Raw genomic sequence first — 19,658 nt, 5'->3', positions numbered from 1 at the left:
TGTCTTCTCAACCGTGTGCAATCAGAGGTGCGTGTTTACGTGGCGATGGGCGGGGCGCGGGTGCGGGCGCCGGGGAAGAAGGGTTGGCGGGCATGGCCCAGACGCGGGGAGGGTGTGGTGAAGGTGTTGGGTGGCGGGATGTTGAAAGCGACGAAATCGCCGCCGCCGGTCAGTGCCGGGCAATTGAACAGCAGGCTGCAATAGCCGCACTTTTCCCACAGCACGTGATGCGAAGATTGCGGCGGGCAATGCTCGGCAGCAGGCTGGGCGTCATGGCCGCTGTGATCCATGCCGGGCATGTCCATCGACATGTCCATGCTCATTGGCATCGACGTCGAGGCGTGCTGATCCATCGGCATCGACTGAGAAATCAGTGGACCGATGAAGATCATCAACATGGCGAACAGGGCGATCCAGCTGCCACGCGTCAGCGCTTGAGTCTGACGGTGATGCGGGACGGGCCTGGCGCGCAACGGACGCATGGGCGAAGTCAGCCGAAACAGTTACTGAGCGTGCACGTGGCCCTGGGCCGATTCCGGCGGTTTCTTCTGCACGGCAACTTCAACGCTGACGTCACCTGCCTTTTCGAAATGCAGGGTCATCGGGAAACGCTTGCCGTCACTGAGCAGGCTGCGATCGCTCGGGTTGAGCAGCATCACGTGGTAGGCCATCGGCGCGAAGGTCACGGTGCCGCCGGCGGGGATTTGCACGCTTGGCACCTGCTGCATCTTCATCAGATCGCCCTGCATGACGTGCTCATGCAACTGCGCTTGTGCAGCGATGGGCGAGTCGACGCTGAGCAGGCGATCGGCGCTTTTGCCGGTGTTGTGAATGATGAAATAGGCGGCGACGGTCGGCGCATTCGGCGGCAGTTCCTGCGACCACGGATGGGCGATTTCCAGCGCACCCACCTTGTATTCGTGGGCATGGGCAAAGCACGCCGGCAAAAGCAGCGCAGCGAGGACGAAGAGTTTCTTCAACATGGCAGTTCTCCAGAACGATTTGAAACGCGGATTCAGGGCGCGAACCAATCAGACCAGAGGGGAGGCACGGGGATTGAGACTCGGCCATTGCTGGCGCGGCGTCGGGGTTTGCAGGGAGGCGGGCGCAACGCTGCGGTTGCTTTCAAATTGCGCGAAATACAGCTGCGGCGAATGCCCCGGCAGCGCCAGCAATGGCGCCCCGCCTGAGCAACACCAGCAGTGCTGCATGTTCGAATGGTTGTCGTTTTGCGGGGCCTTCTGATCCGTGGCACCGATGTCGATCGCCACCATCTTCATGCCGCTGCCGGTGCAGAAACTGCTCCACAGTATCTGCTCGGCCGGTGAACTGGCCGCCTGCGCCATCGCCCCGCTCAGCGGCATGGCGAGCATGTTGAACAGCACTGCAAAGCAGGCGATCCAGGCAAATGCTAACCGGCGTCGGTTCATGGGACAGGTCCGTTGGGTGGGCGATCAGGCGCGGCCCATTTAGCCTGATCAGGGCCGATAAGTAAAAAAGCGTCGTGCGGTTTGGTGTCGCAGTGCTTGCTGCAAAAGTTGTAACAGTCTGCGCCCCGTTTCGATTTCGCCGCTGTGAATGAGTGTAGCGGCTTCGACTCGCAATGCCTGGGCGAAATCCGCATCGGTCTCTATTCGTGCTCGTATGGTCTGCATAACGTCTCGACCTGCTGCTCGGTTAAGTTGCCCATCTCCCGAGTCTTCCAGTTCACAGCCCTTGATGTATTGGCCCAGATCCGCTGGGGTTTTCAGGTAGTCCCGAACGTCAAAAGGAAGAAATTTCTCTGACATTGAATATCACGCCTTTGAGTTCAAAGGCCGAAGGGTAAGTGGTGTGCCTGAACGCTGAAAGTCGGTGTTGTTTTGAATTTATGTGGGTGGTGTCTGGCCGGGTTGTAGGAATCGAGACATAAATTCCGCCGAGCCGGAGTCATGTGGGAGCGAGCCTGCTCGCGAAAGCGCTGTGTCAGACAATGGAAGGCTACTGGTGCTGACGTCTTCGCGAGCAGGCTCGCTCCCACAAAGGGCCGTGCCGATTCAGTGGGAAAGGGCAGCGAGGACTTCAGCGACTGATTCAAACTCCCGATCAACCCCCGGCAACCCCGGGCGCTTCAACACCAGCACCGGAACGCCACGCTCGCGCGCCACTTCAAGCTTCGGCTCGGTGGCGCTGCTGCCGCTGTTCTTGCTGATCAATACATCGATCTGCCGGCGCTCGAACAGCGCTCGCTCGTCTTCCAGCAGAAACGGCCCACGGGCGCCGATCACTTCGCAGCGCGTGTTGCCGGGATAAACGTCGAGAGCGCGCAGAGTCCAGAACTGGTGGGCGGGGATTTCGTCGAGGTGTTGCAGCGGTTCGCGGCCGAGGGTGAACAGCGGGCGGTGGAACGGTTGCAGCGCTGTGATCAGTTCGGCCCAGTCACTGACCTCGCGCCAGTCATCGCCTGCTTGCGGCTGCCAGGCGGGGCGGCGCAAGGCCCAGCAGGGAATGCCGGCAAGCTGTGCCGCCCGGGCGGCGTTGGCGCTGATTTGTGCGGCGTACGGGTGTGTAGCGTCGAGCAGCAGATCGACGCGTTCATCGGCGATGAACTGCGCCAGACCCTCAGCGCCACCATAGCCGCCGACCCGAACCTGGCAGCGCAAATCGCTCGGCACCCGGCCAACGCCGGCGAGGCTGTAGATATGTTGCGGGCCGAGCGTGCGGGCAATCGCCAGCGCTTCAGTCACGCCGCCGAGCAACAAGATCCGCTTCATACAAAACCTCCGGCATGCCCGACAATCCCGCCCTGACGATCAATGGCAAACACCTCGACCTGGACCTGTGCCGGTACCACGCTGCGGGCGAAATTCAATGCGTGGCGACACACCTCATCCCCTAAAGCGATGCCCGCCGCGCTGGCCATGGCCAAGGCTTGTTGGCTGGTATTGGCTTCGCGAATGCCTTGTTGCAATGCCGCATCCGCGCCAATCGCCGCCGCCCACTCGGCCAGTTGCGGCAAATCGATGCTCGAATGCCGTGAGTGCAGATCCATATGCCCGGCGGCGAGTTTGCTGATCTTGCCGAAGCCGCCGCACAGGCTGAGTTTATCCACAGGTACTTTGCGCAGATGCTTGAGCACCGCACCGACGAAATCACCCATCTCGATCAGGGCGATTTCCGGCAGGTCATAGACCCGGCGCATGGTGTCTTCGCTGGCGTTGCCGGTGCACGCGGCGATGTGCAGATAACCATTGGTTTTCGCTACGTCGATGCCCTGATGAATCGAGGCGATGTAAGCGGCGCAGGAAAATGGCCGGACGATGCCGCTGGTGCCGAGGATCGACAGGCCGCCAAGAATGCCCAGCCGTGGATTCATGGTTTTCAGCGCCAGTTCTGCGCCGCCCTCGACATTGACTGTGACTTCGAAGCCGCCGCCATAACCGGTTTCGGCGGCGAGCAAGGCGAGGTGATCGCTGATCATTTTGCGCGGCACCGGATTGATCGCCGGCTCGCCGACGGCCAATACCAGGCCGGGTCGGGTCACCGTGCCGACGCCGACACCGGCGTTGAAGTGGATTCCCGGTTCGGCGGACAGGCGCACCTGTGAATAGAGCAGGGCGCCGTGAGTGACGTCAGGGTCATCGCCAGCATCCTTGATCGTACCGGCCTCGGCGCCGCCCTCGCTCAAGCGGCAGAACTCCAGGCGCATCTGCACCTGTTTGCCCTTGGGCAGCGTGATGTGCACCGCGTCGGCGCTGATGCCGGTGAGCAACAGGCGCGCGGCGGCGAGGCTGGTGGCGGTGGCGCAGCTGCCGGTGGTGAGGCCGCTGCGCAGGGGCGCGGGTTGTTCGGCGGTTTCGTCACGCATCGAGGGGTTTGACCAGTTCCAGCAGGGTGATCGGCAATGCCTGACGCCAGGTGTCGAACTCGCCGAGCGGTTGCGCCTGGGCGACATGAATGCGCGTCAGCTCACCGCCGTATTGTTCGCGCCAGTGCATCAGGGTGACTTCGCTTTGCAGGGTCACGGCGTTGGCCACCAGACGGGCGCCGGGCTTGAGCTGGTCCCAGCAGGTCTCGAATACACCCTCACGGGTGACGCCGCCGCCGATGAAAACAGCGTCTGGACGTTCAAGGCCATTGAGCGCTTGCGGCGCCTTGCCGCGAATCAGGTGCAAGCCGGGTACGCCCAGCGCATCGCGGTTGTGTTCGATCAATTGCTGACGGCCCTCGTCGGCCTCGACCGCGATGGCGCGACAGCTCGGGTGCGCACGCATCCACTCGATGCCGATCGAACCGCTGCCGGCGCCGACATCCCAGAGCAGTTCGCCGGGCTTCGGCGCCAGGCGGGCGAGGGTGATGGCGCGCACGTCGCGCTTGGTCAGCTGGCCGTCGTGACGGAACGCCGAATCGGGCAGACCGGCGAGGCGTGACAGGCCGGTAACACCGGGGTCGGCCAGGCACTCGACAGCGACGACGTTGAGGTCGGCGACCGCCGCATCGCTCCATTTGCTGGCGCTGCGTTCGATACGTCGCTCGGCGTCGCCGCCCAGATGCTCCAGAACAGTCATGCGACTTGGGCCGAAACCACGTTCGCAGAGCAATTGCGCAACGGCGGCCGGGCTGCTGCCGTCATTGCTCAGCAACAACAGACGCACGCCGCTGAACAGATGCGCATTGAGCGCCGCCAGCGGACGCGCCACCAGCGACACAATCGTCACCTCCTGCAACGGCCAGCCCAGGCGCGCCGCCGCCAGTGCGCAGGACGAAGGGGCGGGAATGATCGACATCTCGGCGCTCGGCACCTGACGCGCCAGGCTGGCACCGACGCCGTAGAACATCGGATCACCGCTGGCCAGCACGCAGACCGGCGCGCCACGCGACTCGAGCACCGGCGCTAGGGAAAACGGACTCGGCCACAATTGCCGCTCGCCGCCGATGCACGGCGGCAGCAGATCCAGCTGACGCTGGCCGCCGACGATCCGCGAAGCGCCCATCAGAGCACGCCGGGCGTTCTTGCCCAGGCCTTTGAAGCCGTCTTCACCAATACCCACAACGGTCAGCCAATCGCCCATTTCATACTCCAGATCCTGCGTCCAGCGAAGCGGGCGACATGATAACGCGACAATCGATAACTGGCTGCTGTCCTTTTTTGAGGATCGCCGACATTCAATGTTTACATTGTCTTTTGTGATTTTTCGAGTTCTTCGCAAGTATTGAATTGGCGTTCCGCTGGAAGTGCTTGTGGCTATCCGGAAGGTACTTTTTTAGTAAATTGAACAATCAAATGGATAATTGAAATGAGCGATGTTTTGAACAGTATCTCAGCACTGCCCGACCAAGGCAGTGCGACGGTGATGGGGAATAATCTGTTGTCCTACTTTTCCGGGTTGACTGCGGAAGACAAACGATTCGTCAAAGACAGTATGCGCTGGGCAGAGTACAGAGCCGATTTGCGTCATAACAGAAACAGTGAGCCAGCTGCTTGGTTCGAATATTATTCCGGGGTGCTTTGGTCTGTCGGCTGGAGCCTGGAACAAGCTCCGGTAATCCATGTTGACAAGAACTTTACCGGCAATGCGCTGGACGTCTGGGCGCGATCCTTGTCGCAACAACTAAGTCGGGAGAAAGTCGCGCTAATGAAGGAAGCGTTCCATATGCTTGAGACACATTCGGACGCCATAGACGTATTTAGAGGCAGCGCTCGGGAATGGAGCGATTTTCGTTTTTCTCCTGCTCAGTACAATTTCAATAGGGAGTTGGAGATTGTCGTCAGTAATGTTCGCTTGCTTGATGCGAAGTGGTCCTCTACCTATTTGTTCTGGACTATTCAGCATACGGGTTCGGAGCTTGATATCCGCTCCAGGCGCTTTTTGATCAGGTCTGCCGCGATAAATGAAAATCGGCTTCAGTTGGCTGCTGCAGTGCTTGATATGCGCACGCGTGAAATTGAGTTGGCTCGGGGCGCTTGATATTAGTTGTACAGCTTTGTTTGATGGTTTGTATGACGGTCTGAAATTAAATGCATGGATTTTCGATTTGATTAACTCCGGTGCTGTGGTTAGTTTGTTTTCCACACCAAGTCGGTGTTTTAATCATGAAAGGAATTCATTTATGACTGAGCTGAATAAAGATGTAATCTCCGCTGTTGAGCGGTTTAGTTTGATTGCACAAACCAATGAGTTTATCGCTGCGCAGCCAGTGCTGCGCTCGCGTTCGGCAAGTGTTGGCAGTAGCTTGCCGGTTGATAAAGATGAACTGAATGCTGCAATCATGGGCTCGGGTATTGCAGGCTTTGATGCAAGCATGTCCAAGCGCAGCAAGCGAATCGTTAAAAACACCTACATGTACGCTGATCTGGTTGCCTTGCTCAAATATCCGGCGTCCAACCAAAAAGAACAGCGCTATAACGAGTTTATGCGATTGATGAAACTGGCTGGCTGGTTTGCTTTCAGCCAGCCTTATAATCGATATACCGCTACTTCGCAAAAATTGACCATGGATAATGTTGTCCTGTCTGTTCTGCATACCGCTGTTGGTGCAGCAGTAGGACAGGGCCAGGCAGCCCTTAAAGTATTGTCCTCTGTGGCAGATGCGACCATGGATGCGCTGAAAAATGAACCACAGGCCCTGACGCTGTTCGAGAACAACTCGAAGAAAGCCGAAGGTGGCAACTTTTGCATGAGTGCGGCTTCGCAGGATGATGAGGGTGGTATCACCCTGGCAATCGCTGCTGTGCAATATCTGGCTTCGGCTCAACCTACCAAAGTACTGTTTGTAGAATGGGCAACATCTGCTGTGGAGATTTATAACGCCGGTGCCACGATGTATATGGATGAGGAAGACTATGCAATGGTAGAACCATTGATTGTCAAGGCTCTGACGGAGCAACGTGAGAAAGCGCTCAGCTACGAATTTGGCCAATCGGTCTGAAAGTGATTAATGCCAGAGGCGCAAGCCTCTGGTTTTTTTGTGGGAGATGCAAATGTTCGCGATTTCGAAGGTTTTCGTATGCGCAGGGGCATTAGTGCTGGTGAGTAAAGAGCTGACGGCATCTGACATTGACGACAGTCTCGATGCGCTGCTTTATTCACAAACGGTCGCCTCGCATAAAGTTCCCGATGCTGTTGAATGCGACGCATGGAATGACGCCAATAAAACGGCTTTGAAAGTCACCGGTGCTTTGTTTTTCGACGATCCGGTTATCAGCGCGCCGGTCACTACGCCCGATACTTTTACTCTGCTGGAGTTGGCACAAGAACTCTTGCAAGGTTGGGCGCCGGCAGTTTTTAACCAACAGGTAATTGCCAATCTGAACTCGCAACTGGAGAGCAACGGTGCGGCCCTTGAGTTGCTTCAGCGAAATATTCTGCAAGAGGGCAAGTCGATTCGCTTCATGCTTGGCAGCGTATCTGCGGAATCAACGATTACGATGGTCGTCATTTCGTTTGCCGTCAAAGAGCCTGTTCCGGGCAATGTGCTTGAGCAACGCTTCAATGCCGAGCAGATAGTGGGCAACCTTGCTGTTGATTGCTACAAGGCTCTTATAGATGCCGATGATTACTGTTTCTCGAGAGCCAGGATTATTGCGTTATTGGGTGAGCGGCGCGAAAAGCAGATTATCGCCCTGACCTGAGCGCGCGGCAGAGGCAACAACTGAAGCCTGCCTGCCCCACCGGTCGAGACAGAGGGCAGACTTTTCATACCGGTGGGCAAAGCAGGCATAATACCGCGCCTTCGCCCGCGAAGCGCTTCTGCCACACAACCGGTCAGCCCCTTGAACGAACGCCCGATGTCCACTGCCTTACGCCCCTCGGCCTGCCCGGGGTTGCTGCGTATCGTCCAGGCACTGGACGGCGGTATCTGCCGGATCAAGCTTGATGGCGGTTCGATCAGTGCCGATCAGGCCGATGCGGTGGCCGCTGCCGCCGAAGCGTTTGCGAGCGGAGCGATCGAAGCGACCAATCGCGGCAACCTGCAGATTCGCGGCATCGGTGCGCAATCGGCAGCGCTGATCGAGTGTTTGCTGGCCGCCGGCCTTGGGCCGAAGCACGCCGCCGGCGACGATGTGCGCAATCTGATGCTCAGCCCGGCTGCCGGCATCGATCGGCAGATGCTGTTCGACACGCGCCCGCTCGCAGGGCAAATCCTCGACACCTTGCAAAGTCATCCGCGCTTCCATGAGTTGAGCGCCAAGTTCGCCGTGCAGCTCGATGGCGGCGAAGCCCTGGTGATGCTCGAACATCCGCATGATCTGTGGCTGTCGGCATTCGAGCGTGACGGCGAAATCCTCTGGGCATTCGGTCTGGCCGGTTGCCCGACCGATCGCCCTCTCGGCGCTGTGAGCCTGGACAATGCTCACGCACTGGTGGTCGCCGCGCTGGAGTTGTTCCTCGACCTGGCCCGGCCAGAGCAAACACGGATGCGCCATCTGCTCGACGAGTTGCCCAGGCTCGCGTTCCTTGAGTCGTTGCGCGAGCGCGTATCGCTCAAGGCGATCAGCAATTGGCAGCGCCCGACGTCGGCAGACGCGCTGCACATCGGCGCTCATCAGCAAAACACGCAAGGTCGCTGCTACGTCGGCGCGGTGCCGCCACTGGGCCGACTTGATCCGGCGATGCTGCGGGGCGCGGCACAACTGGCCCGTCAATTTGGCGATGGCAGTCTGCGCTTCACGCCGTGGCAGAGCCTGCTGCTGCCGAACGTGAAAGCCACTGATACCGACAACGTGCTTGAGCAGTTGCGGGCGTTGGGCCTGTTGACGACCGAGGCCGAGCCACTGGCTCGCCTGATCGCCTGCACCGGCGCCGATGGCTGCGGCAAAGGCCTTGCCGACACCAAACAGGATGCCCGGCAACTTGCACCTCTGCTGCCCGCAGGCCTCAGCGTGCACCTGTCGGGTTGCTCGCGCTCCTGCGCCGCCGCCCACTGCGCGCCAGCGACGCTGCTGGCCGTTGCCCCCGGTCATTACGACCTCTATTTTCGCGATGCAGCACAGCCCGGATTCGGCACGCTGCACGCCTGCAATCTTACTATTGAAGCGGCCGCGACCCTGCTCGACGCCCGCTCCCGGAGCCCCCTTGATGCTTGATTACATCCGCGACGGTCAGGAGATCTATCGCAACTCCTTCGCGATCATTCGCCGCGAGGCCAATCTGGCGCGCATTCCCGCCGATCTGGAAAAACTTGCGGTGCGAGTGATCCACGCCTGCGGCATGGTCGAGGCCATCGACGGTCTGCAATTCTCCGAGGGCGCGGGCAAGGCCGGGCGCGATGCACTGGCGGCCGGTGCGCCGATTCTCTGCGACGCGCGGATGGTCTCCGAAGGCGTGACCCGCACGCGCCTGCCGGCCAATAACCAAGTGATCTGCACTTTGCGCGACGACAGCGTGCCGGAGCTCGCCCGCGAGTTGGGCAACACCCGCTCGGCTGCCGCGCTGGAACTGTGGCGCCCGCACCTCGAAGGCAGTGTGGTGGTGATCGGCAACGCACCGACCGCGCTGTTCTACTTGCTGGAAATGCTCGACGCCGGCGCGCCGAAACCGGCACTGATCCTTGGCTTCCCGGTCGGCTTCGTCGGCGCTGCCGAATCGAAAGCGGCGCTGGCCGCCGACAGTCGCGGCGTGCCGTTCGTGATCATGCAGGGTCGGCTGGGCGGCAGCGCCATGGCCGCGGCCGCCGTCAATGCCCTCGCCACGGAGATCGAATGATGCAGGCCAAAGGACGTCTGATCGGCCTCGGTGTCGGCCCCGGTGATCCGGAACTGATCACTGTCAAAGCCTTGCGCCTGCTGCGCGAATCGCCGGTGGTCGCGTATTTCGTGGCCAAGGGCAAGAAGGGCAATGCGTTCGGGATCATCGAGGCGCATCTGGTCGAGGCGCAGAACCTGCTGCCGCTGGTCTATCCGGTGACCACCGAGGCGTTGCCGGCGCCGCTGTCGTATGAGCAGGTGATCAGTGATTTCTACGACGAAGCCGCTGTGGCGGTCGCCGAGCATCTGGACGCCGGCCGCGACGTAGCGGTGATCTGCGAAGGCGACCCGTTCTTCTACGGCTCCTACATGTATTTGCATGATCGTCTCGCCAGCCGTTACGAGGCCGAAGTGGTGCCCGGCGTGTGCTCGATGCTCGGCGGCGCTTCGGTGCTCGGCGCGCCGCTGGTGTATCGCAATCAGAGCCTGTCGGTGCTTTCCGGCGTGCTGCCCCACGAAGAACTGAAACGGCGTCTGGCCGATGCCGATGCGGCGGTGATCATGAAACTGGGGCGCAACTTTCCCAAGGTCCGTCAGGTGCTGGAAGAACTCGGCCTCGCCGAGCGTGCGTTGTATGTCGAGCGCGCGACCATGGCCAACCAGAAGATCGTGCCGATGGATCAGGTCGAGCCGATGTCCTCGCCGTACTTCTCGCTGATCATCGTCCCGGGCGAACGGTGGCAAGGTTGATGAGCCAAGCGACTCCCGCCATCGTCATTCTCGGCCAGGGCAGCCTCGCGACGGCGCGGCGCATTCAGCAGGTCTACCCGGCGGCGCAAATCCATGGCCTTGCCGGACGGGTTGAAGGCGCCGACAGCAGCTATCAGGAATTCGGCGCGACCCTGCGCGCGTTGTATCAACAGGACACGCCGATCATTGCCCTGTGCGCGGCCGGCATTGTCATTCGCACCTTGGCGCCGCTGTTGCTGGAGAAAGGCGCCGAACCAGCGGTGCTGGCGGTGGCCGAAGACGGCAGCGCGGTGGTGCCATTGCTGGGTGGACTCGGTGGGGTCAACGTCATGGCCCGGGACATCGCGGCGGCGTTGCAAGTGGCGCCGGCGATCACCACCAGCGGCGAATTGCGCTTTGGTACCTGCCTGCTCAATCCGCCAAGCGGCTACGCACTGGCGGATCTGGAATCGGGCAAACGCTTCGTTTCCGACCTGCTCGCCGGGCACAGCGTGCGCATCGAAGGCGCGGCGCCATGGCTCGATCAGGCGCAGTTGCCGCAGGATCCGCAGGCGCAGCGGTCGATTCATGTGAGCAGTGTGCAGCGGGTGGCCAGCGCCGATGAATTGCTGATTTACCCGCGCAGTGTGGCGGTGGCAGTGAGCGCTGACGTGGCGGATCTGCCGAACGCCGTTCGCGCTGCGTTGCAACAGGCCAGTGTCGCCGTGCCGGCACTGGCGTGTCTGGTGGCAGCAGACGCTGAAATGGCCGCATCGACTTTGCGCGAAGCTGCGCTCGAGTTGGGCGTGCCACTGCGCTTCGTCGCGGCGCAAAGCGATCTTCAGACGTTGGCCCGCGTGGCAGTGCCAGCGGCGACCGTGATCAGCGCAGAACATCTGGCGATCGCGATTGCCGAGCAACCGCTGGACGTCGCGCAGATCGGCCGCCCGCGCGGTCGCCTCGCGGTCATTGGTCTTGGCCCCGGCGCCGCCGAACTGATGGTGCCAGCGGTGAAAGCCGAACTGGCCCGCGCCACCGATGTGCTGGGCTATGAAACCTACGTGCGCATGGCCGGCCCGTTCCGCGACGATCAGGTGCAGCACTGCACCGACAATCGTGAAGAAATGCAGCGTGCCCGCCATGCCTTCAGGCTCGCCGCCGAAGGCCGCTCGGTGATCGTGGTTTCCTCGGGCGACCCGGGCGTATTCGCCATGGCCGCTGCGGTGCTCGAAGCCCTGCACGAATCGGACGATCTGGCGTGGCACAGCGTTGATCTGGAAATCCTCCCCGGCGTCTCCGCCTCGCTGGCCACTGCGGCTCAGGCCGGTGCGCCGCTGGGCCACGACTTCTGTGTGATGTCGCTGTCGGACAACCTCAAGCCCTGGGCGATCATCGAGAAACGTCTGGATCTGGCCGCCGAAGCGGATCTGGCCCTGGCGTTCTACAACCCGATTTCCCGGGCGCGCCCGTGGCAACTGGGCCGCGCACTGGAGATCGTTGCGCAGCACCGCTCGCCTGAAACACCGGTGGTGCTCGGTCGGGACATCGGCCGGCCGGGGCAGACGCTGCGCACCACGACCCTGGGCGCATTGACACCGGAACAGGTGGACATGCGCACCATGGTGCTGATCGGCTCTTCGACCACCTGCACCTTCGCCCGTGCCGGGGGCGGTGAATGGGTTTATACGCCGCGTTGGTATGGTGAAAAACCGCTTTCCTGAAAAGCCCTCCGCTCATTCAATATTCAGCTTTGGGAAAGTTTGAGCGGTTGTAAGTCCGATTGAAGTTTCAATTGTTTTCCACCAGCAATAAACAATGGTCATGCCCCACAGGGCAGGGCCATTTTTTTTGCCCGACGGTCGCGCCGGTCCGCTAATTATTTCGCAGCCGTTACAGCATAGTGCTTCGGTGTTATCAGATATTGCCGGGGACAAGCTTTGTATTCCTTGTTGTTTGTGTGGCGCGTATTCGCCCACTAGGGTGCTGTGTTCATAGCACTTGTCGAGTGTCGTTCAAATCAATTTACCGCTCTGCAGCGGCGCGAAAGTGCGCGCGTCAATGGGCCATTAAGTAAACAAGGAGTGTGTGATGGCTTTAAAAAACGATTACTCGTTCGGGCGAGCATTCATTTCTGCGCAAGAGTATTCCGTACTCTCAAAAGCATTGCGGGAGCTTTCTGCCACCCACCAATATCAAGCGCTGAACGACTATTACCAGCAAGCCGGTCAAACGACCGACCCGGTGTCGTTGTTGACCCTGGCGAGCCTGTTTCAAGAGCAACTTGCAGTGCTGTTGAAACGCAAAAAAAACCCTGTTCCGGTGGTTGTCGATGACATTGCGCGAGGGCTGCAACGTTATCTGTCACGGCTTTCGACGACCGTGGAAATGTTGTCGGGGCCGACCCGGCCGGTGCCGAAAGTCATCCATTTCGTCTGGGTTGGCGGAAGCGAAGTCGGGGTCAATCAGCGCGATTACATGAATATCTGGCGCCAGGTGATGGCGGCGGAGGGTTACCGCTTCAATCTCTGGTACGACAGCGATGCGTTGCTGGCTTTCGAGATGAACCGGGTCATCCTCGACAGTGCCAGGGCTGATGTCATGACGACCGGTGGCGACCAGCTCAACCATGCCGCGCAATTGGCGACGATGATTGAAGAGCGTGCACGGGTGTTGAAACAGCAGATGTTCGACTACCTCAGCCAGCCGAGGTGGAAGGGGCGGACCGATGAAGCACGCATCGATCTGATGGTGCGTGCTTATGGCAAGGACCGCGCGTCGCTGCAGGCTTTTCGTCAGCGCTGCCTCGACAGCCATCTGGCGATGGTGGGTCCGGATCTGCAATTACGCGATGTCACTCACGCCTTTGCCGATGACTTGTTGGCGGACGTTTACCAGCGCGAAGTGTCGATGCGCGGCAACTTCGCCGCAGCGAGCGATGTGGTGCGCTTGCAGGCGGAATTTCGTGAAGGCGGGCGTTATACCGACATGGATTATCTGCCGCCACTGCTCGACAAGTTGGGCGGTGTCGATATCACTGATTACAGTCAGACGCAGAAAATCGCAGTCCTGCAACTTCTGTTGAACAACAATCCGCAGTTGATGCCGGGGCGCGATCCGCAGCATTACCCTGACAGGACCGACAGTCTTCCAGAGCAACATAAACAACTTCTCGAGGATTTTGCTCGCAGCAAACCCGACGTCCTTGAACTGTTCATAGCGCCAAAAGTCGTGGAGGCTGCGGAGAACGGCTTTCGCATGGGGCTGCAAATCAATGAAGAAATGAACGCTCATTTCATCGCCCAGCCGGGCAGCGGCATGACGATGTCGATCATGCAAGTCATTCGGCTTAATTACGACGTGCTCGCTGAAGTTGAAAAGCGCATGGCCAACTCGGCAACTGGATGGGCCGACGGTGAGACCCTGACCACGGTCGCGGCGACAGTCATTGAAGAGATGTTGGTCAGGTCGAACTTCACCAGCTGGAATGAAGCTTATGCCTACCAATTGCTTAAAGCGGTTGTCACCTATTATCGGGACGGTATCCGCAATGACGCGGCGGGTACGGTAACGCTCACCGGCCCGGGCGCGGCACTCGCCGGATTACATGAATATATCGAAGCCAATTGCGATCCGTTTTTCACTCGTCAGGTGCTGGCGCAACAGCGTCTGCGCGAGGGCTACAACGTCAATACCGAAGAGGAAACCATTTCCGGCTGGATCGTCAGGGGCACGGAAAAAGACTGGCTGGAGAAGGAACACGCCCGGTGGGCCGAGGGAAAGCTCAAGTCTCGTTATGCCGGACGCTTGTCCAACCTGCTCAGCGATCGAAGCCTGACCTTCGAGCGCGGCTGGCCCGTTGTCGAGGGCAAACCGGTGCTGTTGACCTCAGTGCTGCAACGCTTGATGGATGATCTGGGCGAGCCGTTCATTCGAGCGATGCGAGACAAGTTGAGCGGGGAGGTCAATTTCGCTCAAGCCGTGGTCATCGACTTCGACGCCCGTCAGCAAGTGCTGGCGCAAGGACCTGTGGTTGTGCCGACCTCCCATGGTGCGGAATCGGTCAGCCATCTCAACGAACTGTTCAGCCGGATCGCCCACGGTACGCTGCCGCTGGAACAACTGAGCCCCGCGATGCGAGTCGTGCTCGGGGGGATTTTCGGCGCAACGAGCGTGGACGATGTCGGGTTCGCCGATACCTGGCAACAGGTGCGCGACCTGGCCATCGCCACCGACCGTGACGGCACTTTCGCGCGCTACGATGCGATTGAAAAAGCCGTGCGCCAGCGCCGCTCGGCGGCGTTCGAGAACGGGCTGGGACGCGACCTGCCGACGGCCACATCGACGACCCGCGAGCTCAAGGTTCAAGCCATGTCCGAGCCGCTGACGCTGCGCCAGTGGGGCGAACGTATCGGCCAGATCAAGCACAGCGCGCAGCGGGAGTTTCGCACGCAGATCCTGCAGCGCAGCGGACAAGTGCGTGACATCTTTTTCAAGGCCGGCGCGGTGTCGGTCAAGCAGTTGCCGCAGGATCTGTTGCAGCACAACGCGGGCGACCCGGGGCGCCGCTGTTATCCGCTGGCGCTGCTGATGGGCGCCGCAGTGGCAGCCGGCGAGCCGGCGGAACGGGCGTTGGTCGGGCATGTCGCCAGCGCCAGCGCGAGTCCCGACGAACTTGGATCGCGGGCGTTGCGCAGTGCGCTGGACGAACTGCGCGCCTTGCCCACCGGCGAGGTCGGCAGCGTTCGCGGCGTGCAACGCCTGGACAGCATCATCGCCGCGCTGGACGCCAGTGCGGCGCCTGCGGTGCTGCTGCTCGACACTGGCGACCACGCCCTGCTGCTGGCCAAAGTGCGAACCGGTGAGCACGCGGCCTATCGCTTCTACGATCCCAACTTCGCCCTCTACGGATTTGCCGATGGCGCGCAGTTGCAACGTGGCGTAGAGCGTTATCTGAGCGCGGACGATAACGCGCTGGCGAAGCTTTATGGTCTGGGTGAGATGGCCACGGCGCAGTTCACCGTCACTGAGCTGGACACTGCGGCGATCGCCGAACGCAGGCTGTCATCGGATCTGCGCGTGGACAGTTTTTTGCACAACGTTGCGCTGGCCGATCCGCAGGGAGCCTCGATCTGGCACAAGCAAGCGCTGGCCCGTACCCGATCTCTTGGGGAAAACGCTCGACTGGGCGTCGGTCTCGCGCAACTGGACGCACGCTACTGGGCCAGCGAGCTCGAGCAGGCGACCGAGCGTTTGCGCCGTGAGCACAACCTGGCGCGTGATTACGTGCCGTTGCTCGATACCCACAGCAAAAACGCCGACGGCGGCCACAGCATTACGCTGATGGATCTGCGCAATGCGCAAAATGCCCGGACGGTCAGCACCCGGGATTCGCGCTTTCAGAAAATCAGGCAATACGTCGAACGACTCGTGCAGGGCGGTGCGGCCAGGCCCGGGCAGACGGCTGATCACGACGGTGGCAGCCGACTCAGTTTCGCCTTTGCGATCCAGACGCTGATCAGTGAAATGCGCCAGCGCGAGTACCGCGCTGGCGATACAGCGCCGACACTGACCGTCGCCCTGCAACTTCAGGTGTACGTCAGTTATGCACAGCTGGGCTTTGGTGTGGCCAGCGATGCAGTGCAGGTCATCCAGTTGGTGCGCCATTTAGCGGTGGCCGAGCGGGCGTTGCAGCAGGCCTCGTTCTCCGCACGTCTGGCCGGGCAGGCCGCCACGGGCGTCGGGGTGGCATTTTCCGTGGCCAATATCGGCTTCGACATCTACAACCTGACGCAGGCAGAGAATCATGAGCAGCGAGCGCGATTCTCCACGTCCCTGGCGTTCAATACGGCGGCCCTGGGTCTGGATATTGTCGCCCTGGCGGCGGGCGGAACGGTGGGCGCGTTCGCCGCAGCGCTGTCCGTGCCGCTACTGGGCGTCGGTATCGGGGTGACCGCGATTGCCAGCAATCTCGGGCAGATCATGGACAAGGCTGCGGCCATCGGCGAGCACCTCTCGCAGATTCACGACGCTTATCAGCAGTCTTACGAAAGCGTTGGTGCGGTCTTGCAGTTCCCCGCACTGGCAGTGATTACTGAGGTGGATCTGCACAGCAGAAGGGTGGCGTTCGAAGGGCAGAAGTTTTACCCCTGGAAGGGCAGTGCACTGGAATTGCCGCAATACGACGATGATCCTGCCACGCGGCATGCTGCGATCAACATCCCCATAGCCTTTCAACGTCCTGCTGTCGGCAGCGTCTGGGGTACTTTGCCCACGATGGTGGTGCTGCCTTGTTCGCCAATCTGTTACTACGGCTATGAATATCAACTCGGCAGCGCCGGGACCGTGCCCTTTTCAACAACCCGCTACCCGCGGTTGCACGACCGCCTGGCACATCAGCTGGAATATGACGCGCTCGGTAACCGGGTGTTTTACCTGTTCAGTACGCCATTAGCGCCGCACATACTCTACAAGCTGCATCCGGTATTCATGGCCACGACGATCAAGCTGCAGTTGAGCGCAGAGGTCAGTCAGCTGTTGGTTCCGGACCTGCCGCCAGAGTGGCGCGAGAAGATTGCCTACCGGATCACCGCACCGCAGGGGCAATTCCGGATTCGGTTGGTGCCAGGCCTGCTGGCGGTGAATTTCGAACAAGCACAGGGCTGGGAACGGGTGACCTGGACGGTGCAAGCGTCCTGGGCCCGGGTCGAACAGGTCAGCTTTCGTGCAAAACCACGGGACAGCATCGACAGCGCACCTGACATGCTGGTCGATGGCCTCGTGTTGAATCGTTTTGACGGCGTCATCGAGCTGGCCGAGGGGCTGTTCCGGATCGACTGGACGGGCCGCAGCCTGCATCTGATCGCCGTTGTCCTCGACTACGAAAACAACGCTGCGACTCAACTGCGTAGCGCAACCATGACCGCCAGCGGCATCCCGGCGCCGGTGCAGCGTTATTTGCGCGCTCAGGTCGCAAGCGGGCAACTGACCGCAGCCTATTTGCCGTTGCGTAACTTCAGAGTGCCGTTCGATTCGCCGAACCGGCCAGTGGTGACTACCGGCTATTACGACACTGCGCGGGATCGGGTGCTGTTCGCGCGTAACCTGCCGCTGGAGGTGAACGAGGGTGTGGTTCTGGCAGGCGTCAACGCCGGCCATGCGTGGTTCTACCATCCCGATCATCCATCGGTATGGCGGGTCGATGTGCTGACCGGCACTGTCCAGCATCGCTACCGTCTGAAAAATCCACGTACAGGTTCGACCATCATCGGCTGCCGACAACAAGCCGATGGAGCGCTGCGGATTGCGCAGAAGCTGACGGCAGAAGCGTTGCATGGCACCACCACGGTCGAGTACCGGATTAGCGGGCAGCATGTAGAACTGACCGCTTGCCAGATCGCTTTTGCCGCCGAGGACTATCGGTTCGAGCCGCGTGAAGCGCTTCGACAAACCGATGCCCCGGACATGAGCGTCTCGTCAGACATGGCCGCCAGCAGCAGTGATTGGTCTTGTGCTCCGTTCATTGTTGTCGAGGGCTATGCCGGGTCGCAGTTGCGCGACAGGGCTTGGCTGAACAAGACGACGGGCAAGTGCATTCAGGCCAGGCAAGACCTGTCCTGGCCCGAAGACTTGTTGATGCTGATGCCGTCCAGCCCTGAAAACAACGCGGTGCTGTTCTATAGCCAGCAGGAGCGGACGATCAGCCGCGGCATCGAACCCCGTGTCGGTCATTGGCAGAATGTGGTGATCGAACACGATGTGGTCGAAATCAACCTGGCGGACCAGCGCTACCTTGCGACCAAGGATGACGGCCGTCTGTTCGAGGTCGATATCGTCGACGCGCCGGCAGCGGCAGCGATCGACGACGTGATTGTGTTTCAGTACGGGGTACCTTCCCTTGCGCACAGAAGCGATGAGGCATGGCTCGATCAGGCCGATAAACCCTCGATTCTCCGGTTCGCCGGCGTTGGGCAGCGCTGGCTGCAGCGAAATCCCGATTGGTTGAGCGCATTGCCCTCGCTGGCCACGGTCGCAGCGTTGCTGCCGTTCCCGGTCTTCGGTTTACGAGATGGGGCAGGTCAGGCGTTCCTGACTGTGTGGTGTGTCGATGGCAAAGTCGCTGTGGCCGATATCGGTCAGGGCAAGGAGCTGGCGCTGCTCGGTCTGACCCCGGATCAAAGCGCTGTCTGGTTGCTTGAGGTCAGCGCCGGACAACTTTATCGCCAGCCGCTGATGGCGATCGAAGCACTGCGGGGAGTGTTTGCCGCTGACCATCGTTTGCTGAAACCGGAGGTGCTCGACCGGCCTGAAAAGGTCTGGACGTCATGGACTTTTGCTGAGGTGCGGCGCCAGGGTGAAGGGCTGGAGGCGCAGACCCTCGACGGGGTGCATCTGCAATTGCTGGATAACCAGCCGGCAATGATCGTTGGCGTGGAAAATCGCTGGTCTCATGTGCCGGGGCAGAGCGATGAACAGTTACGTGCACGCCTGCGAGCATTGTTGCAAGGGCATGCCCACGCGCCTGTCATACAAGTGGCAAGTGCAACCGGACGCTATCTGTATTACCTGCCGCAACTTGACCGGCTGTTTGATCTGGCCGGGCGCAGTGACGGACAGTGGTCGGCATTCCTCGGTACGCGCGGGTCGAAGCAGCCGATGCTGTTCGACCCGCTCGACCAACTGATTTTCAGCGCCGGCCCGAACGACGGCGTCTGGCTGCCCGACAGTTATGCCCATCGCGACGCCGAGGTCATGGTGCTTGAGGTAGGTGATGACATCACAGAGATCGAAACATTGTTGCCCGATGGCGTCACCAGGCTGCTGCTGACTTTCGGTGCGCAGACCTCGGGTTATCGGCTGGCGCAAGCGTCCTTCCAGCGGTTGGACTGCATCGTGGTCGATGGACGACACGCTTCGGATGCTGAAACGGCAGAACCTTGCCTGCTGGATCTGGATCTGGACGAGTGCGGGCATTGGTGGATGTCACGGGTCGATGACGGTGTGGTACTGACCGATCCGGACTCCGGGCACAGTCTGATCTTGCGTAATTTCGACCGACAACGCCCACTGCTACTGATGCTGCCCATTGCCGGGCGGCCACACACGTTCACGCTGGCTCAAGGGCTGGAAGCGTTTGCCACTGTGCGCGGCGCAGAGGCCACGGTCAGCCTGACAGCGGTGATCGCAGCGCTGCGCTGAGGTCGCTCCGCATAGCAAAACGCCGCGAACGGTGACCGTACGCGGCGTTTCGTTGTGGCGGTTGCGC

General features: G+C 60.7%; 15 protein-coding genes. 8 read left to right on the top strand and 7 right to left on the bottom strand.

The window, feature by feature from the left end:
* Positions 1-35 precede the first annotated feature (35 nt).
* From ACV8MC_RS03675 to cbiE, 7 genes are all read right to left on the bottom strand, one after another.
* Positions 36-482: a DUF2946 domain-containing protein gene (locus ACV8MC_RS03675; RefSeq protein ID WP_457264503.1), complete on the bottom strand. Its 447-nt coding sequence runs from the start codon at positions 480-482 to the stop codon at positions 36-38.
* Between the two features lie 21 nt (positions 483-503).
* On the bottom strand, positions 504-983 hold the full coding sequence (locus tag ACV8MC_RS03670; RefSeq protein WP_056787657.1) for a copper chaperone PCu(A)C: 480 nt from the start codon (positions 981-983) through the stop codon (positions 504-506).
* A gap of 48 nt (positions 984-1,031) precedes the next feature.
* On the bottom strand, positions 1,032-1,430 hold the full coding sequence (locus tag ACV8MC_RS03665; RefSeq protein WP_041480684.1) for a DUF2946 domain-containing protein: 399 nt from the start codon (positions 1,428-1,430) through the stop codon (positions 1,032-1,034).
* A 48-nt stretch (positions 1,431-1,478) separates the two neighbouring features.
* The gene (locus ACV8MC_RS03660; RefSeq protein ID WP_406228156.1) at positions 1,479-1,790 is read right to left on the bottom strand and encodes a hypothetical protein; all 312 of its coding nucleotides are present in this window, start codon (positions 1,788-1,790) and stop codon (positions 1,479-1,481) included.
* Positions 1,791-2,036: 246 nt separating this feature from the next.
* Positions 2,037-2,753 carry a cobalt-precorrin-6A reductase gene (locus ACV8MC_RS03655; RefSeq protein ID WP_406228157.1) on the bottom strand — a complete coding sequence of 239 codons (717 nt, stop codon included), beginning with the start codon at positions 2,751-2,753 and terminating at the stop codon, positions 2,037-2,039.
* Complete coding sequence (locus tag ACV8MC_RS03650) at positions 2,750-3,847, bottom strand: cobalt-precorrin-5B (C(1))-methyltransferase (RefSeq protein ID WP_406228158.1); 1,098 nt, start codon at positions 3,845-3,847, stop codon at positions 2,750-2,752. The genes ACV8MC_RS03655 and ACV8MC_RS03650 overlap by 4 nt, the downstream gene beginning before the upstream one ends.
* The gene (gene cbiE / locus ACV8MC_RS03645) at positions 3,840-5,051 is read right to left on the bottom strand and encodes a precorrin-6y C5,15-methyltransferase (decarboxylating) subunit CbiE (RefSeq protein ID WP_406228159.1); all 1,212 of its coding nucleotides are present in this window, start codon (positions 5,049-5,051) and stop codon (positions 3,840-3,842) included. Before cbiE ends, ACV8MC_RS03650 begins: the two co-directional genes overlap by 8 nt.
* A gap of 225 nt (positions 5,052-5,276) precedes the next feature.
* On the opposite strand from cbiE, the gene ACV8MC_RS03640 reads away from it, so the two are divergent.
* From ACV8MC_RS03640 to ACV8MC_RS03605, 8 genes are all read left to right on the top strand, one after another.
* Positions 5,277-5,948: a hypothetical protein gene (locus tag ACV8MC_RS03640; RefSeq protein WP_150638214.1), complete on the top strand. Its 672-nt coding sequence runs from the start codon at positions 5,277-5,279 to the stop codon at positions 5,946-5,948.
* Entirely contained in the window at positions 5,872-6,909 is a 1,038-nt protein-coding gene (locus ACV8MC_RS03635) for a hypothetical protein (protein ID WP_406228161.1), read from the top strand. The genes ACV8MC_RS03640 and ACV8MC_RS03635 overlap by 77 nt, the downstream gene beginning before the upstream one ends.
* 52 nt (positions 6,910-6,961) lie before the next feature.
* Positions 6,962-7,612 carry a hypothetical protein gene (locus tag ACV8MC_RS03630; RefSeq protein WP_457264499.1) on the top strand — a complete coding sequence of 217 codons (651 nt, stop codon included), beginning with the start codon at positions 6,962-6,964 and terminating at the stop codon, positions 7,610-7,612.
* A gap of 156 nt (positions 7,613-7,768) precedes the next feature.
* A complete protein-coding gene (gene cobG, locus ACV8MC_RS03625) occupies positions 7,769-9,067 on the top strand; it encodes a precorrin-3B synthase (RefSeq protein ID WP_457264497.1) in 1,299 nt (432 codons plus the stop codon).
* Positions 9,060-9,686: a precorrin-8X methylmutase gene (locus tag ACV8MC_RS03620; protein WP_056787678.1), complete on the top strand. Its 627-nt coding sequence runs from the start codon at positions 9,060-9,062 to the stop codon at positions 9,684-9,686. Before cobG ends, ACV8MC_RS03620 begins: the two co-directional genes overlap by 8 nt.
* Entirely contained in the window at positions 9,683-10,417 is a 735-nt protein-coding gene (locus ACV8MC_RS03615) for a precorrin-2 C(20)-methyltransferase (protein WP_370695113.1), read from the top strand. Before ACV8MC_RS03620 ends, ACV8MC_RS03615 begins: the two co-directional genes overlap by 4 nt.
* Positions 10,417-12,117 (top strand): precorrin-3B C(17)-methyltransferase, encoded by a 1,701-nt coding sequence (gene cobJ / locus ACV8MC_RS03610; protein ID WP_457264495.1) that lies wholly within the window; start codon positions 10,417-10,419, stop codon positions 12,115-12,117. Before ACV8MC_RS03615 ends, cobJ begins: the two co-directional genes overlap by 1 nt.
* Positions 12,118-12,484: 367 nt before the next feature.
* Positions 12,485-19,591 (top strand): TcdA/TcdB pore-forming domain-containing protein, encoded by a 7,107-nt coding sequence (locus ACV8MC_RS03605; protein ID WP_457264493.1) that lies wholly within the window; start codon positions 12,485-12,487, stop codon positions 19,589-19,591.
* Positions 19,592-19,658 lie beyond the last annotated feature (67 nt).

The sequence above is a fragment of the Pseudomonas sp. PK-RTE-24 genome (genome assembly GCF_054052265.1).
Note: the sequence above shows the minus strand (reverse complement) of the source record. Positions and strands in the feature narration are given on the sequence as shown.

Excerpts from the sequence above, each read along its gene's own strand:
- ACV8MC_RS03630 (WP_457264499.1), top strand. The coding sequence starts at position 6,962 with ATGTTCGCGATTTCGAAGGTTTTCGTATGCGCAGGGGCATTAGTGCTG.
- ACV8MC_RS03660 (WP_406228156.1), bottom strand. The coding sequence starts at position 1,790 with ATGTCAGAGAAATTTCTTCCTTTTGACGTTCGGGACTACCTGAAAACC.
- ACV8MC_RS03670 (WP_056787657.1), bottom strand. The coding sequence starts at position 983 with ATGTTGAAGAAACTCTTCGTCCTCGCTGCGCTGCTTTTGCCGGCGTGC.
- ACV8MC_RS03635 (WP_406228161.1), top strand. The coding sequence starts at position 5,872 with ATGAAAATCGGCTTCAGTTGGCTGCTGCAGTGCTTGATATGCGCACGC.
- cbiE (WP_406228159.1), bottom strand. The coding sequence starts at position 5,051 with ATGGGCGATTGGCTGACCGTTGTGGGTATTGGTGAAGACGGCTTCAAA.
- ACV8MC_RS03650 (WP_406228158.1), bottom strand. The coding sequence starts at position 3,847 with ATGCGTGACGAAACCGCCGAACAACCCGCGCCCCTGCGCAGCGGCCTC.
- ACV8MC_RS03605 (WP_457264493.1), top strand. The coding sequence starts at position 12,485 with ATGGCTTTAAAAAACGATTACTCGTTCGGGCGAGCATTCATTTCTGCG.
- ACV8MC_RS03640 (WP_150638214.1), top strand. The coding sequence starts at position 5,277 with ATGAGCGATGTTTTGAACAGTATCTCAGCACTGCCCGACCAAGGCAGT.
- ACV8MC_RS03665 (WP_041480684.1), bottom strand. The coding sequence starts at position 1,430 with ATGAACCGACGCCGGTTAGCATTTGCCTGGATCGCCTGCTTTGCAGTG.
- cobG (WP_457264497.1), top strand. The coding sequence starts at position 7,769 with ATGTCCACTGCCTTACGCCCCTCGGCCTGCCCGGGGTTGCTGCGTATC.
- ACV8MC_RS03655 (WP_406228157.1), bottom strand. The coding sequence starts at position 2,753 with ATGAAGCGGATCTTGTTGCTCGGCGGCGTGACTGAAGCGCTGGCGATT.
- cobJ (WP_457264495.1), top strand. The coding sequence starts at position 10,417 with ATGAGCCAAGCGACTCCCGCCATCGTCATTCTCGGCCAGGGCAGCCTC.
- ACV8MC_RS03675 (WP_457264503.1), bottom strand. The coding sequence starts at position 482 with ATGCGTCCGTTGCGCGCCAGGCCCGTCCCGCATCACCGTCAGACTCAA.
- ACV8MC_RS03615 (WP_370695113.1), top strand. The coding sequence starts at position 9,683 with ATGATGCAGGCCAAAGGACGTCTGATCGGCCTCGGTGTCGGCCCCGGT.
- ACV8MC_RS03620 (WP_056787678.1), top strand. The coding sequence starts at position 9,060 with ATGCTTGATTACATCCGCGACGGTCAGGAGATCTATCGCAACTCCTTC.